General features: G+C 36.6%; 14 protein-coding genes. 7 read left to right on the top strand and 7 right to left on the bottom strand.

Features of this window, described 5'->3' with window-relative positions; translation table 11 throughout:
- Positions 1–2,013, bottom strand: coding sequence for a M14 family metallopeptidase (locus GM418_RS31120; RefSeq protein ID WP_158872268.1), 2,013 nt, complete (start codon positions 2,011–2,013; stop codon positions 1–3).
- Positions 2,014–2,268: 255 nt separating this feature from the next.
- Between GM418_RS31120 and GM418_RS31115 the strand changes: the two genes are divergently transcribed.
- Positions 2,269–3,252 carry a glycoside hydrolase family protein gene (locus GM418_RS31115; RefSeq protein ID WP_158872266.1) on the top strand — a complete coding sequence of 328 codons (984 nt, stop codon included), beginning with the start codon at positions 2,269–2,271 and terminating at the stop codon, positions 3,250–3,252.
- Between the two features lie 8 nt (positions 3,253–3,260).
- Here GM418_RS31115 and GM418_RS31110 read toward each other — a convergent pair whose 3' ends face one another.
- Positions 3,261–4,298, bottom strand: coding sequence for an inorganic phosphate transporter (locus GM418_RS31110; RefSeq protein ID WP_217447657.1), 1,038 nt, complete (start codon positions 4,296–4,298; stop codon positions 3,261–3,263).
- A 246-nt stretch (positions 4,299–4,544) separates the two neighbouring features.
- Here GM418_RS31110 and GM418_RS31105 point away from each other — a divergent pair, with 246 nt between their 5' ends.
- On the top strand, positions 4,545–6,527 hold the full coding sequence (locus tag GM418_RS31105; RefSeq protein ID WP_158872264.1) for a sensor histidine kinase: 1,983 nt from the start codon (positions 4,545–4,547) through the stop codon (positions 6,525–6,527).
- 91 nt (positions 6,528–6,618) lie between these two features.
- Here the strand turns inward: GM418_RS31105 and GM418_RS31100 are convergent, their stop codons facing one another.
- Positions 6,619–7,623 (bottom strand): N-acetylmuramoyl-L-alanine amidase family protein, encoded by a 1,005-nt coding sequence (locus GM418_RS31100; RefSeq protein WP_217447656.1) that lies wholly within the window; start codon positions 7,621–7,623, stop codon positions 6,619–6,621.
- A gap of 107 nt (positions 7,624–7,730) precedes the next feature.
- Between GM418_RS31100 and GM418_RS31095 the strand changes: the two genes are divergently transcribed.
- From GM418_RS31095 to lnt, 3 genes are read left to right on the top strand one after another with little or no spacing between them, the layout of a single operon-like run.
- Positions 7,731–8,495 carry a 5'-nucleotidase C-terminal domain-containing protein gene (locus tag GM418_RS31095; RefSeq protein ID WP_158872260.1) on the top strand — a complete coding sequence of 255 codons (765 nt, stop codon included), beginning with the start codon at positions 7,731–7,733 and terminating at the stop codon, positions 8,493–8,495.
- On the top strand, positions 8,488–9,411 hold the full coding sequence (locus tag GM418_RS31090; RefSeq protein ID WP_158872258.1) for a bifunctional metallophosphatase/5'-nucleotidase: 924 nt from the start codon (positions 8,488–8,490) through the stop codon (positions 9,409–9,411). The genes GM418_RS31095 and GM418_RS31090 overlap by 8 nt, the downstream gene beginning before the upstream one ends.
- A 2-nt stretch (positions 9,412–9,413) precedes the next feature.
- A complete protein-coding gene (gene lnt, locus GM418_RS31085; protein WP_158872256.1) occupies positions 9,414–11,012 on the top strand; it encodes an apolipoprotein N-acyltransferase in 1,599 nt (532 codons plus the stop codon).
- Positions 11,013–11,091: 79 nt separating this feature from the next.
- Here the strand turns inward: lnt and GM418_RS31080 are convergent, their stop codons facing one another.
- The 4 genes from GM418_RS31080 to GM418_RS31065 form a co-directional block, all read right to left on the bottom strand.
- Positions 11,092–11,424, bottom strand: coding sequence for a hypothetical protein (locus GM418_RS31080; protein ID WP_158872254.1), 333 nt, complete (start codon positions 11,422–11,424; stop codon positions 11,092–11,094).
- Positions 11,425–11,749: 325 nt separating this feature from the next.
- The gene (locus GM418_RS31075) at positions 11,750–12,220 is read right to left on the bottom strand and encodes a GNAT family N-acetyltransferase (RefSeq protein WP_158872252.1); all 471 of its coding nucleotides are present in this window, start codon (positions 12,218–12,220) and stop codon (positions 11,750–11,752) included.
- A gap of 8 nt (positions 12,221–12,228) precedes the next feature.
- Positions 12,229–12,819 carry a GyrI-like domain-containing protein gene (locus tag GM418_RS31070; RefSeq protein WP_158872250.1) on the bottom strand — a complete coding sequence of 197 codons (591 nt, stop codon included), beginning with the start codon at positions 12,817–12,819 and terminating at the stop codon, positions 12,229–12,231.
- A gap of 144 nt (positions 12,820–12,963) precedes the next feature.
- Positions 12,964–13,947 carry a helix-turn-helix domain-containing protein gene (locus tag GM418_RS31065; RefSeq protein WP_158872248.1) on the bottom strand — a complete coding sequence of 328 codons (984 nt, stop codon included), beginning with the start codon at positions 13,945–13,947 and terminating at the stop codon, positions 12,964–12,966.
- Between the two features lie 291 nt (positions 13,948–14,238).
- Between GM418_RS31065 and GM418_RS31060 the strand changes: the two genes are divergently transcribed.
- Both GM418_RS31060 and GM418_RS31055 read left to right on the top strand, forming a co-directional pair.
- A complete protein-coding gene (locus GM418_RS31060; RefSeq protein WP_158872246.1) occupies positions 14,239–14,820 on the top strand; it encodes an RNA polymerase sigma-70 factor in 582 nt (193 codons plus the stop codon).
- Between the two features lie 54 nt (positions 14,821–14,874).
- Complete coding sequence (locus GM418_RS31055) at positions 14,875–15,861, top strand: FecR family protein (protein WP_158872244.1); 987 nt, start codon at positions 14,875–14,877, stop codon at positions 15,859–15,861.
- The last annotated feature ends 30 nt before the right edge of the window (positions 15,862–15,891 follow it).

Below are 15,891 nucleotides of genomic sequence, written 5' to 3'. Positions count from 1 at the left end.
TTAACCTCCAATCTTAATTTGTTTTACATCCGTTCCAAAAACTGCCGACTCAATTTTGGCAGTGATGGTTGGTTTTTTGTCTGTTTTTATCAGCCAGGTAAGTTTTTTTACCTGATTTCCTCCAATGCTTCCAAGCGGAGTTCTGCTGATTCCTTCCAGAAAATCAACCTCTCCGTCGAGAGTAATTACAATAGGTGCCGGTTGACTGTTTCTTTCTCCCATTGCAATCGGGTAGGACAAATACCCTTTATTCTCAATGTATATTTCCAGTTTATAAACACCTCCTCCTAAATCGGTAATTTTTTCATCAGCAAATAAAACAGAAGGAATTTTTTCAGACAATTGCAGTAGCCACGGGAGTTGTATTTGAAGCAATGAGTCGATAGCTTCGGGGTTTGGTGTTGATTCTAAATAAGGCACAAAACCGCCTACTTCAACTTCTCCAAATTCGGGATGTTTTACACTTTGCCATGCAACAAAACCTTCGCCGTCCCATTCGCTGTCCGACCAGGCCAGTAATGCTTTGTCTTTCTCGCTAAGTTCTCCTTCCTTCTTTGGTTTTGGCATTTTTTTCATCATTTCCACCATTTGTTTAGGTGTGAATTTTCCCGAACTCATCATTTCCGAAATACCTTTAGCTGAAAATCTGTCGGGTGCGTTGTTTGCTTTTAAGAAAGCATCGATTTTTTCTTCTCCCAATGCGGTAAACTCTTCGGTACTCATTTTTTCAACATCATCCAGTGAAAGATCTCCTTCTCCAGCTTTCTTTTCCTCTTTTACCTTTGGAACAGTAAACAGATTCATACTAAATGAAGGAACCCCAAGGTGGTAATAGGCCCACAATTCAAATGAACCGTCTTTTGCCGGTGTCGGGTCAAGTCGTTCTGTGTCAAAGTTTTTTTCTTTTAAATATTCTTTGTAGTCTTCTGAAAATTTGGTGTAAAATTTTAAATCTTCATCCAGCGGATTAACAGCGGCACCCAGTCCAAGCATTCCTGCAATCATTGATGGGGTGATTTCCATCTCTCCTCCAAAGTTTTCTTTTACCAAAGCAATCACTTCGTCCATGGTATAAGATTTCTGAGGATCCGCATTTAACATTCTGGCATAACGGCCGGGAATTTTTATATTACTCAGATTGGCCCCACCTTTTCGTCCGCCTTTGGGAGGAACGATACAAAAGCCGGAGCTTCCAAGCGTATAAACCATTGCAATGTTTGGACGATCAAAAATAAACCGCATTATTTCATATGATTCCGGTGATTGTCCGGCCCATTTCCCCGCTTCTTTTTTCTCAAAAGGAAACAGATGAGGGAATGATATTCCGATATTAATTCCGCCAATTCCATCTTCATTATATTTTCCATCTTCGTCGTTGTCAATTCCTTCTTCCAGAATTTTGTACTCGCCGCGTTCACCTTTTTCTTTGTCGGCTTTGGTCATTATTCGTGAATCCTTGTCGGAAATAACAAACGAACCTTCCAGATCCTTATAACGCATTTGAGTAATAATCCCGTCGCCATTTAAGTCATCCGGCCCATCTTCATTGCTTACATCATCCATGTCGTTGTTCACTTCAAAATCGTTTACCGATCGCCCGAACTTTATTCCTTCAAAATATCCTTTGGCGGCATCCGGGTTAGGAAGTGGCATTATATACCATTTTATTTTTTCAGTGTATTTTGCAGAGTCAAGCAGCATTTTTGCAAAAGCAAGCGCTCCTTCGGAAGAGATGGGCACATTTCCTTCAAAATTAGCTCCAACAAAAATTGCCGGAACATCTTCCAGATTTTTTCCTATTTCTAAAACGGAAACTGGTGTTCCTCCCGGACTGGTGGCAATCGTATGAAGTTGGGTTTTTGCCGGTTCCGATTGCTGCAATTTTTTCAGCATTTGCTGAATTTCTGTTGTCGTGTGGTATTTATCAAACGAGATGAGGGGTTGTGCAAAAAGAGGCATCCCCAGTATCCACAAACAACAGGCGATACAAAAATAGCGTAGTTTTTTCATCATATTAAAAATATTTAAAGAATAAATTTGGTGTGTTTTAGTTGCATTATGTTATTTTATTTGATGATTTTGTTCCAAGTTGTAATAAAATTTGGCTGGAAAATACATTTTTTTTATTTATCAAAACCTGAATTTTGTTTGTTTTTAGCAAAAACCTGAATTCCTGCCAGGATTTGGTAAGTTTTTTTCCATCTTATTTTTAGATGTTAAATGAATTTAATCATTAGCTTTATTGAGCATAAGCTAAATTAAAAAAGAATGGTCACAAGAACTATATATTTATCCTTGTTTGTTTTTACCTTTTTTTCCTGTGTGGAAAAGGAAAAAATATTTTTTGATTCTTTGCAGCCTGTCTCTGAAAAAAGTGGTTTCAAAATGGATGGCTACTGGGTTTGGGGAGGTTCAGTTGTAAAAGTTGACTCTACATTTCATATGTTTGCCTCGCGTTGGCCCAGGAAGAATAAATTTCCGGATGATTATTTTGTCGAGTCAGAAATTGTACATGCAACATCAAGTTCAGCAGAGGGGCCTTTTAGTTTCCAGCGTGTTGTGATCGGCGAAAGAGACAGTATTTTCTGGGATTCGAATATGGCTCATAATCCAACTATTCATAAAATTGGCGACGAGTTTGTTTTGTTTTATATTGGTTCTGATTTTACGACATTGCGGGAAGAAAGTAATCGTTTAATACGCCGGGTGGGATATGCCACTGCAAAAAATATTAACGGTCCGTGGAAAAGAAGCGAGCTTCCTGTATTAGATGAAGAATCAAACAATCCTGCCTTGTTTGTAGAAAATGACGGAAGTGTAAAATTAATGTACCGGGATGCGGAATTACTGGTAAAAATTGCGAGCGCCGATAATTTTCGGGGGCCATATAAAGTTGTTAATAAAAATGTCTGGCCTACAGCAAAAATCGAAGATTTTTATCTTTACAGGAAAGATGGGAAATATCACATGATTTGCGAAGACAATGTGGGACAATTAACCGGGCATGAAAGGTGGGGAGCCCATTTAATTTCGGAAAATGGAATTGATGACTGGCAGAAATTTGCCCCGGTTGTGGTTTATGATCACGATATAATTTTTGAAGAAGGAGATACATTACACTGTGTTCGGCGGGAGCGGCCGCAATTACTAATCAACAATCAAAATATGACTCATTTATACAATGGGGTTTACGATGGAATTAACTCCTGGTGTCAACCTGTAAAAATTGTACCGTCGATAAAAGTTGATTGAAATTTGCACTAGTTTAAGTAAATGTCGGTCAACCACGTAAGCAGCAATGACAGCAAGAATGCTATCGTTGGTGCAATAATCCACATCAAAAAGAATTTTTTTACTTCTGTTTTTTTGAATATGTTTTTGGGACCCAGTTTTGCAACTCCAATTCCCAGAATGGAAGCTACATTGAGCTGAACCAGCGACGTTGGAATTCCTTTAATTAATGACGCTGAAAGTAATAAACTTGAAGATACAAAAGCAATAATTACGGCTTCAAATTTTCCAAATAAAACAATTTCCTTTCCTGTGTTCTGAACGACTTTGTGCCCGAAAATAGAACTTCCGATGCCAAAACTTGGCGCTACAATTAAAGTCGACAAAATCATTATTAAAGTAAAGTTTGTGTCAATCGATATTTTTAATTCATTCGCTGTCATTGAGGCAATCGGTCCAGCTGCATTCGCTACATTGTTTGCTCCGATAGAAAATGCTACATACATCGACATGATTAAAATAATACCATCCCATACCGGTTTGAGGTTTTGGTTATATGCTCTCGACATTGTATATCCTCTTCTTCGCATTGGGCGGTAGATATATTTTCCGAGGAAAAGGCTTATAAAGAATGAAATCACAGGCAGAATAAACCAGGTTGGGATGATTTCCATAAACAATTTTTCGGTGTTAAGCTCCTGGAAGTACAGTGCAGGGGCAACTACCGCCAGCACTGTTGCCTGGCTTGTTGACTGGGGAATTCCGGCAAGATTGGCAATTAACAGAGAAATTGCTACTGAAAAAAGAATAATCGAAACAGTTGAGAAAGTCATCATTTCAGGAGCAAGTAAACCCTTGCCCATTGTTGTGGCCGTACCTTTACCTGCCACAATTGCCCCCACAAAAACCATAATTCCAAAAAGCCCGGGAATAATACTTTTGCGTACTACATTTGCTCCGTATGCAGCAGAAAAAGCAGGTGCCGTACCGCTTCCACCCATTGTTACAGCCAGGAACATGGCAATGATAAAGGGTATTAACAATTGACTGAATAAAGGCGATATCATATTTAAAAGGAGTTGTTTTGTTTCCGGGTAAAGTTAGTTATTTCCCTTTCACCGCGTTATCTGATAAGCGATTATTTTTTACATATGTTTTATATTTTTTAGCACAGGATTTTCTTGTGTTATTTTAAGATAAATTTAGTTTCCTGCCTTTTTTATATTTTATAAATCAGCTATTTTTGCACGTTGTAAAACTTGATATTTAAGAGATTTGTTTTCCCAAATTCTTTATTTTTTGTTCAGTTGCTTATGAAACCAAACGAACCTTTATTAAAAAAGTTGAAACCTGTTTTTGTGGGTCTGATTGTGCTTTTTATTTTAGTTGGCGCGACGGTCGGCTATACCCGATTTAAAGCGGGACAATGGGAGAAAGACATTCGTGCGCGAATGGTGGATTATATGACCAGCAAAAAATCGAAGCTTGAAAAAGCTTTGTACTCCAGGATTTATTATACACGCGGGGTGGCAGCTTATGTCTCTATAAATCCGGAAATTAGTAACGACGATTATCACGAACTGGCCAAAGAATATATTCGGAATGATACTGTTATCAGTTCTATGGCTCTTTCAAAAAACTGTATCTTAAACGCGATTTACCCTCTGGAAGGACATGAAGCAGCTTTGGGACTAAATTTGCTCGAACACCCGGAAAGAAAAGTTATCGTTGAAAAAACCATAGAAACACACAAAACATTTGTTGCAGGCCCGGCGGAGCTGGTTGAAGGAGGAATCGCATTTATAAGTTATACCCCCATATTTGATAAAACGAGCCCCGGTATTGAAAAATTTTGGGGAGTAACTGATATTGTTATCAAAATGAATGCTTTGTTTAATGAAGCAAAATTGGAGCAGTACGACAAAGACTATGTTTTTGCATTAAAAGGGTATAATGGGACCGGAGAAAAAGGGGAAGTATTTTGGGGTGATGATACAATCTTTGATGAAAACCCTGTAAAGGTTCATATCGATTTGCCAAACGGAACATGGGTACTGGCGGCTGTGCCGGAAAAGGGATGGAAATCATACGGGGATCAGGATAAAGTGCTTTTTCTTCTGCTAACGGTCAGTGCACTGGTCATTAGTATTTTGGTAGCCATGTTCTCACGAGCTTTAATTCAACTGAGGCAAAGCGAACGAGAATTAAAAGCTATTTTTGCTTCTCTCGATAGCTTGATTATTGAATTTAGCAGAGAAGGAAAGTATCTTAAAGTTGCTTCGCAAAACAGGGAGTTACTATACCTGCCTGCAGAAGAATTAATCGGAAAGAGTCTCGAAGATATTTTTGATAAAGAAAGGGCTGATTTTTTTAAGGAAGCTATAAAGAGATGTTTGGATACAAAAAAACTGGTTGTTATCGAATACGACCTTGAAATTGACGGGGAAGAGCATTGGTTTTCGGCAAGAATTAGTTACAAAAGCGAAAATTCTATTATTTACAATGCTTATGATATTACCGCTTCGAAGCTAAAGGAAAAGTGTGTTGAAGAATCTGAAAATCAGTTAAAAAAAATGAATGAATCAAAAGACAGGTTCTTTTCAATTATAGCTCACGATTTACGCAGCCCTTTGGCAAGCCAGAAAAGTTTGGTTGACCTTATCCTTCAGGAGTACGATAATATTTCAACAGAAGAAAGAAAAGAATTGTTGGTGAGTTTAAAAGAGTCTTCGCACCATGTTTATATCCTTTTGGAGAATTTGTTGAAATGGTCGATGGCACAATCGGGCAGGATAGAGGTAAAGCCGGAAGAAATTGATTTTGGCAAACGATTTGCCGGAGTATTGAAAAATTTCGCGATGCAGGCGGAGATAAAAAATATAACATTTAAAAATTTATTGCAGCCCGGGTTGACAGTAAAAACCGATGCAAATCTAACCGAGGTTATTTTTAGGAATCTTTTGTCGAATGCAGTAAAATTTACCAATCCGGGGGGAGAGATTTCGATTACTTCGGAAATTGAAAAGAACGAAAGCGGCGATTTTGTGAAAATAGGAATCAGGGATTCAGGAATTGGAATTTCTGGCGGGAAAATGGATTTGCTGTTTGAACCAGGCAAAAATCATTCAACACCGGGGACCGGAGCAGAGAAAGGAAGTGGATTGGGACTGATTTTGTGTAAAGAGTTTGCTGAGCTTCAGGGAGGGACTATTCAAGTAGAAAGTACACTCGGGAAGGGAAGTACATTTTACTTACTTCTTCCACTGGATTATAATTGTTTCGGGAAGGATACATGAAAATTCACTGGTTTATTTTAAGCGATGTCCGGTGAAAATAAAACCATTCAGGTAATTCAAATTTTATTTTGCCTCAATACGGGGATATTTTTTATTTGTTTGTTTTGAAATCGGTAATCAATCCTTCAGCAAGCCAGTTTGCAACTGCCTGTCGGTTGTCAACCCGGATAAAACGCTGTTGGTCGCGGGTATGGTTAATGTTTCCAAGTTCTATATAAACCGCTACCGGATAGGTGTTTTTTACCACATATAAATTTCTTGAAGATACGCTTCCCTTATAACCTCTCCCTGGTTGGTGCTGGTTGTATTTATCCTGAAATGTTTTTAACAGAGTGTCAGCCGCTTTGTTTCCGGTATCGCTTCGCTTGTCATGGTAGAAGAAAACATCAATATTTTCGCCACGGCTCCTGGAATCGACATGGATAGCAATCATCCGCTGAAAGGCCGTTTTATTTTTGAGATACAAATTATTAACAGCATCGGTGCGTTGCCTTAATCTTTTTACCTGGTTAAGCGGAATGCTTTGATTGGGGTAGCAACGTTCATCTTTATCTGCTTTGAGGTAACTGTCATTCCTGATTCCGTCGTTGGGGTCGCGGGTTATCATATAAACTGAAGCGCCATGTTCAATCAACCTTCTGGCAAGTCGTAATGTTACATCATAGGCGTATTCATCTTCACATAAACTATGATTTCCGTATTTTCCAACTGCTCCGGGGTCGGGGCCACCATGACCCGCAACCAGATAATAAACTGCTCCCAGGAGGGTATTATCCAGAATTTCAACTCTCTCGTAGTCTTTTCCAAAGATAGAATATGTGCTAAAAGTTCCTCCGGAACTTGCCGGAGACTCATCATCTGCCTCGCTATCGGGCAATTTGTATTTTACCCCCGCAACGAGTGTGTTGTTCTTTCCCAATAAATTCTTATTCAACTCGATGAATGCTGTCATGTAGTCTGAAACAGGAAGCCCGTTTCTTGTCAATAAACGATAAATTCCATCTCCTTTTTGTGCTATAACCTCTTTTGTTTGCGCCTTAATATAAATTGGGTGAAAATTCAATACCAGAAATAGCACCAAAATTACCTTCGTCAAATTTTTTATATGTAAGTTTGAATCGAACATATTGTTATTGAAATCGTTTTCATTTTTAACCTTATTCGTGCTAAAATAAGAGTAAGTTTTAAAACTATTTTTTATCCATGCAACAAACTATCACCTATACGTTGTTGATAACTTGTGTTTTACTCCTTAGTTCATGTAAAACGCATTATTCTAAAGTTTCTTATGAAACTGAAAACTTAACTGTTTCTGAAAGTTTGAACAGTCTTGACAATGAGGTTGTTCAGATATATCTTCCGTATAAAAGTATTCTTGAAAAAGATATGAACCGGGTGATTTCTGTTTCTGAAACAGAAATGGAGAAAGATAAACCTGAAAGTCTTTTAACCAATTTTCTTGCTGATTTGTTAATTGAAGAGGGTAAAAAAGAAGCTGTTCGTGAAGGATTGGGTTTTCAGCCGGAAATTTCATTTTATAATTATTTTGGGATTCTTTCCAATATTCCTGAAGGTGAAATAACAGTTGAAGATATATTTGAACTGATGCCTTTTGAAAACGAAATGGTTTTCCTCCGGTTAACGGGGGAACAGATAAAAGTATTTCTCGATATTGTTGCATCAAACGGAGGAGACAGTGTTGGAGGTGTGCGGTTTAAAATTTCAGAAGGAAAAGCTGAAAGAATTTTAGTGGCAGGAAAACCTTTGAATTTAAATGAAAAATATTGGATGGTAACCAATGATTATGTGGCCAACGGCGGAAGCAGCATGCAAGTTTTTACTCAACGGTTAAAAATGATAAACACCAATAAAAAGATTCGTAACGTGATTATTAAACATCTTGAAGATAAGCAGGAAAAAGGTGAAAAACTTACGGCAAAAACTGATGGGAGGATAAGTAATGAATAGGAGAATTTTTTTACGGAATATTTCTGCCGGGACACTTGGTGTAAGTTTTGGAATGTTTCCCAAAGAACTTTTGGCCGGCGACGATTTTGTCACAATTACAATTTTGCACACCAATGATTTACATTGCCATATCGAACCGTTTTCCGGTTCAGATGAGAAATACAATGGAAAAGGAGGAATGGCCAGAATTTCGGAATTTGTAAAAGAGCAAAAAAAGAAAAATCCTAATACGTTACTTTTCGATGCCGGAGATATGTTCCAGGGAACACCATATTTTAATTATTTTAAAGGCGAACTGATATTGAAAGTTATGAGCCAGGCCGGTTACGATGCAGGAACAATTGGAAATCATGAATTTGATAACGGACTGGAAGGTATTTTGGAACCGCTGCCCAATGCTACATTTCCTATTATATGTTCAAACTACGATTTTTCTGATACGATTCTTGCCGGTAAATTTCCACGATTTAAGATTTTTGACCGTGACGGAATCAAAGTTGGTGTTTATGGTTTAGGTATTGAATTGGAAGGGCTTGTCGGTAAACAAAACTATGGGAATACAAAATTTCTGGATCCTGTGAAAGTTGCAGTAGAAATGGAACAATTTTTAAAACAGGAACAGAAGTGCGACCTGGTGGTTTGTTTGTCTCATCTCGGGGTGATGTACGAAGGTGAGGATGATAAAATATGTGATACCAAACTGGTGGAATATACATCGATGACAGACTTGATACTTGGTGGACATAATCACAGTATTTATCTGGAAGAACCCATTGTAAAAAGGAATAAAATGGGAAACGAAGTGATTATCAACCAGGCCTGGTGGGGTGGTTTGGTAATTGGGAAAATTGATTTTGTTTTTGAGCGTTCAAGTAAAAAGAAAAAAGCAACATTTACCAACAATCAGGATACATAAAAATGAAAAGGATCTACAGGATTCTGTTGTCGGTTTTTTCGGGACTATTATTAAGTATGCCCTGGCTCGGGTTGCCCGGATGGATACTCTTTTTCGCTTTATTTCCGCTGTTCATTCTTGATAAATATTTTGTTGAAAACAAGGAAAAATACCCCGGTGTTTCATTTTGGGGCCACGCATTTATTGTAACTTTAATTTGGAATGGAATTACTACCTGGTGGATTGCTTATGCAACCTTTGCCGGAGCTTTAATGGCTATCGCCGTAAATTCATTTGTAATGTCGCTGATTTTGTGGCTGGCACATTTTGCCCGCCGAAATTTAAAACATACACTTGGTTATATTGCCCTGGCTGGATTTTGGATTTCATTTGAGTATTTTCATTTTCACTGGGATATTGAATGGCCGTGGCTGACTTTGGGAAATGGATTTGCCAATAATGTAAAAATCATTCAATGGTATGAATTTACTGGTGTTTTTGGTGGTACTTTATGGGTTCTGCTTATTAATATATTGGTGCTAAAGTTTTTTGAAGGAATTAGAGAAAAAGTTTTGTCCGATGTGATTAAACCAGCATTTTTAATTCTCTTTTTGATTGCTGCTCCGGTATTTATATCCTTAAAAATGTACAATAACTACAAGGAAGTAAACAATCCTAAAAATATTGTTCTTGTTCAACCCAATATAGATCCTTATTCGGAAGATTATAGTAGGGAGGCTGAAAATGCGAAGTTGGAAAAATTTATACAACTTGCCGGTGAAAAGGCGAACCGACAAACCGATTTTGTGGTAGGCCCGGAAACGATTGTAGAAAACTATAAAAACTGGAATGTTGATAGGATACAGAATAGTCAGCAATATAAGGTGCTTAAAAGCTTTCAAAATCATTATCCGAATACTGAATTGATGATTGGAGTCTCCTCAAGTAAAATTTATAAAGAACAAGAAGCTTCAGAAACAGCAAGATACAGAGAAGGAAAATATTTTGATGTTTTTAACACAGCCGTTTTTTTTCAGAAAAGTGGTGACTACCAGCTTTACCACAAATCAATTTTAGTGAGTGGAGTAGAAAAGGTGCCTTTTCTTAAATATTTCGGATTTTTAAAAAATGTATTTATTGATTTGGGAGGTACCAGCGGAAATTTGGGAAGCCAGGACGAGCCTTCGCTTTTTTTTGCAAAGGACAGCACAAAGCTTGCTCCCGTTATTTGTTATGAATCGGTTTTTGGAGATTATATAACGCAGTTTGTAAAAAAAGGTGCGGAGCTGATTTTTATTATTACCAACGACGGTTGGTGGCGAAATTCTCCGGGATATAAACAACATTTTTCGTTTGCCCGACTACGGGCGATTGAAACCAGGAGGAGCATCGCGAGAGCCGCAAATACAGGTATTTCCGGATTTATAAACCAGCGGGGCGATGTTGTTCTGCATACACAGTGGTGGGAGCCGGCTTCGGTTGCCGGACAACTAAATACCAACAATAAAATTACTTTTTATGTAAAGTATGGCGACTTTATAGCCCGTATTTTTTTGTTTGTGAGTGTTCTGCTTTTTATGCAATTGTTGGCAGCCGGCTTACAAAAGAAAAATATATTTTAACTATTTATCGGGTAATCCTGGTGTGCATTTTTTCAGCCTTTCGATTTTTGAAATTATTTATTAAAGCAAATGTATAGCTTTACTTTTTTCCTGTTTTTTTTATAAACAGAATAATAAAAATTATCTTCAATCCAATCCCCGTTCCAATAAATAAATCAGGAGAGATAAATGTATCCTCGGGCAGAAAATACATTCCGGAAAAGAAGAGTGCTAATCCCACCAAAAGAAAGGCGATTTCAATTCCGGGATGGTATTTTGTTTTTTTTGCTTTTTGAAATATAAAATAAATTTTAAGTGATACTCCTGAAAGGATTAAAACAATTGGGACAATACGAATTTCCGTTAGCACTTTAGCCAGTATTCCCAAAGTCAAAAGGATAAAGCCGGTAACCAGAGGCCATCGTTCTTTCATTGGTTTTTGCCGGTAAATCTATACAAAACTTGTCACATTCTTTTTTTCTGATAAAAACAATGGTTGATTTATTTTTGAAAAACATTATGTTTTGTTTATCAATTTTTGTTTGAGTCAATCAAAAATTATCCGAGGCTTTGTCTCGGGCTTACCTTATATTCTCCCCTGATTTCAGGGGAGATGTCATCGGCCAGATGGCGGATGACAGAGGGGGAAATAAAGAAAATCTAACTTTTCAGCATTATTGTTGAAAATAGAGTTGGCGAAATATTCCCTGGCTCTGCCACGGGGTTAGTCAACTTTAAGGATTTTCTTTATTTCGCTTTTATGAAATGTTTGTTTCCATTGATACATAATAAATACCGTTTTCTTTTCGTGCTTTACTGACTACATTAAATCCCAAACTTTTATATACCGGTACTGATGATAACGAAGCGTGGACATAGAATTTATCCAAATTAAATTCTCTTTTTTTATATTCGTTTAACGCAGTTTGAAACAGGTTCCTCGCTATTCCTCGCTTTTGGTAATTTTTATCTACAAAAAGCAAGGTGATATTTTGATTGTCTCTTATTTCCATCATTCCAATAATTTTATTGCTGCTCCACGCCAACCATAAGTTATTTTGCTGTTTTTGCCGGGCGGCTATTTTTTGAGGCATTATCCAATCATAAAAAAGCAAATTACCTTCCTCTGTGTTTTCATGTCGAACAAACTCATCGTAAACTGTTTTTACGAGTTGATGAACCGCTTTTTCGTTTCCCTGCTTAAAAGGTTTTATACTATATTCTTCCATGTTTTTATTTATGCTGAAATAGTTTTTTCGTCTTCCAGTGGTATAAAAAATGAAGCAATTGGTTCCCCCGGATAATTTCCATCAATGCAGCCGTGTTGTTTGTAATTTGAATGGAATCTTTTGTCGTATAAAATAAAAGCCGGGCTGTTTGCAGCTTTGTAGCCATTTGCTTCAAGCCAGATTGCACGCAGGTACATCATTATTTTACTAACTGCCGAATGATTTTTTTTCATTAATTCTACCTTTACATATTTCCCTTTTGGAAGAGTGATTTCAGCGTATTTTAAACTGTGGTGCTTTGCTTTTTTGTCAGTAGCAATATAGTAATCAAAATCCTGGCTGTTTGGATGCATGTCAAAAATACAATACATATTTTGTTCATTTTGCCCCCATAAACTGTTTAGTTTATTGTTATCATAAATGTCGTGAAAAAAAGGGGGAATTTCCTCTTTTTTTCGGTTTCCTTTAAGCGAAGTCGTGATTGAATATCCGATACAGCTTTTTTTCTCTAAATTAATTACCTCAGGACCCGATACCAGGTTTTTTTTGTAACCCTGTTTTAAAATGGGGGCCAGCAGAATGTTTTTTAAAAGATTCATAATTGTTTCATTTTTAATTTTTAATTATGAAACAAAAGTATTGTGTCTTAAAAAGATAAAATAACCGTAAAACGATAATAAATATCCGAAAACCGACTTTTAGGTTGATGAATATTAGGTTTTTCGGGAGGTCTGAATAATGCATTACAGCGATGTCAGATATGCTTTGGGGCTAATACCAACATGTTCTCTAAATTTTTGGCTAAAATGACTGAGGTTGGAATATCCAACCAGATACCCAACTTCGGAAACAGAATAATTTTTACTTTGCAGCAAACGTTTTGCTTCTCTCATTTTCAGCGATAACGCAAACTGATATATGCTTTCTCCAAACACCTGCTTAAATAACTTTTGCAATTTTCTTTCGTTCATGTGCGATTCTTTTGATAGATAATCCATCGTTGGAAAATCGATATAGTTATCACTGATGATCCCCTTTATTTTGAATAAATTTTGAATATCGTAGGGTTTGATATTTACAAAGGTATTTTCTGATTTTCGTTGTAAAATTTTTTCAAAGAATAAATTGGAAAGTTTTAAAGTATCAACATAAAGGTTGAGCGGTGCAAGCGTATCATTTACTTTTGTTTTGAAAATGGCCTCTATATCTGTTATTACTTCTTCCATGGCAAAGTTTATCTCTTCAAACAGAAAATAGTTGTTTTGCCTTAAAATGTAATTGTTGATGTAATCATTTTGGGGATTTAGAAATTTCTTAAACCATGTTTTGTGAATATACACAGCAATATTTTTAATCGGGATTCCAGCCGGAAAAGTGTAATTGGTCTCCATGTTGTTTGACGGGAAAAAGATACCGTTTGGCGTATTTTTGCCTATTATTTTTGTTTCTGTATTTAATTCCTGTGTAACGCCGGCATTTGACAACCAGAATACGATTGGTAAAATATCACTGTTGGCGCTTTTGTGCCGTATTATAGTGCTCGGAATATCTAAATTAATTTCGTAATAGGTGATGGCCAGATTACTGTTAAATACTGCTTGAGTAAAAAAACCTTTCCCTAATTTTTCAGGTAAAGCAAACGAATTGTTTTTGATTTGAAGCCCCAGCTGCCGGGCAATGGACGGTAAAAAGCTGTCGATTTTATCTAAACAAAATTCTATCTTCATTGGTTTAATTTGGTTTTTTATCATTCTAAGATAAGTATTTGCCTTCCAATCGTCAAGTTGATATTTAAGCTGCCTTGGTGTACAACCGACAACAATACAAGTTTTCGCCAAAGTTTTAAGGGCAAATATTCGCATCGAGATAAAAAGTAACGGATTGAAAAAATAGACTCTTAGTTGAAAAAAAGTGTATTTAAAGAAAATATGTGATTTATCCGACAGCAAGAATCCAGCTCCTTCAGAAAATAGATATTAAAACATTTTTATAAGTTTGTACCGCAACCTAATGTTTTCATGGAGAAGAAAAATAATCTGGACAGGGAAATAAACGAACTAACCAATAGCAATGAATCATCACTGGAAGTTTTGTTCAATTACTATTATCCCCGGTTATATCATTTCTCCAAGTCTTTTTTAAAAATCGAAACCGGAATTGACGATATTCTCCAGGAAGTTTTTTTGAAGGTATGGCAAAACCGGAAAAAAATTACGTCAGCTTCTACTTTTAATGCTTATATTTTTACCATCACCAGGAATTTGCTGTTAAACGAACTCAGAAGCAGACTTAACAATCAAAAAGTAAAAGACAAGATTCAGCAACTTTCGGTTGCAAAAGAGTATGAGTTTTTTGAAGAAGTAGAGTATAACGATCTGAAAGCAAAAATAGAAGAGATTGTTGATGAACTGCCTGAACGCCGAAAAGAAGTTTTTATCCTCAGTCGGAAAGAAGGTTTGTCGCATAAAGAAATTACAGAAAGATTAGGTATTTCTCCAAAAACCGTTGAATTTCATATTTCTCAGTCCATCAGTTATTTAAAAAGTAAACTTGAAGAGCTCGGCTTAATAGCGCTACTTTATTTTTATCTTTTTTTCTAATTTTTACCAGGGATCATCCTTTTTGTTGTGTAATACTTAAACAAAGGCACAACAATGAAGCATTTATTTAAAAAATATTTCAATTCGACACTGTATCCCGACGAATTTAACAAACTCACAGATTTTATTCATGACAAAAGGAATGATTCCATAATATTTAAGGAAATAAAACCTTTTTGGAATACAAGTCTTCGGGAGGATACCGGGTTGGTTGAACCCAATCAATCATTATTTCGAAATATAAAGAAAATTATCCGGGAGGAGCAGCATCGTTCATATCAGCGAAAAATAAAAATATATTCGTGGGGATTAAAAATTGCCGCTGTATTGATTACAGGATTGCTATTCAGCACTATTTTCTTTTCCTTACAAACTAACCCTGAAGAAGTTCACCTGAGTGAGAGTTTGCAAACGGTTACGAGTCCTTATGGTGCGAGAACAAATATTACTTTACCCGATGGTTCAATAGTTTGGCTAAATTCCGGGACAAAGCTTTCTTTCCCATCACGTTTTGATAAAACCAGGCCTGTAAAGCTTGTTGGAGAAGCCTATTTTGAGGTGGTGAAGAATGACCGGCCTTTTATTGTTTCTACTAATTACGGAGAAGTGAAAGTTAAGGGTACTTCATTTAATGTGAAAGCCTTTTCTGATGACAATTCTTTCACAACTACTTTGGAAGAAGGAATTGTAAGCTTAAAAGGAGAAAACAGCAAGGATGAAGTTACCCTGAATCCCGGGCAACAAGCCGAACAAACGGACAAAGGTTTTTTGGTCACTGATGTTGAAACTAAATTTTATACTTCATGGAAAGAGGGTAAACTTATCTTTTCAAAAGAACCGTTCCCTTCGTTAGTTAAAAAATTGGAGCGTTGGTACAATGTAAAAATAGAGTACAACGATTCGAGGTTAAATCAGGTTTGGTATACCGGCACAATCGAGATGGAGAGTATAAGCGAGGTAATGGAGATGATAAGCAAAGCATCACCGGTAAGCTATAATTTCAATAATAAAACAAGAGTATTTACTATTAAGCTAAAATAAAACAACAAGTCTAACCTAAATATTGATGTA

It is taken from the genome of Maribellus comscasis, from assembly GCF_009762775.1.
Lineage (GTDB): Bacteria > Bacteroidota > Bacteroidia > Bacteroidales > Prolixibacteraceae > Draconibacterium > Draconibacterium comscasis.
This window is presented reverse-complemented; position numbering and strand designations above follow the sequence as displayed.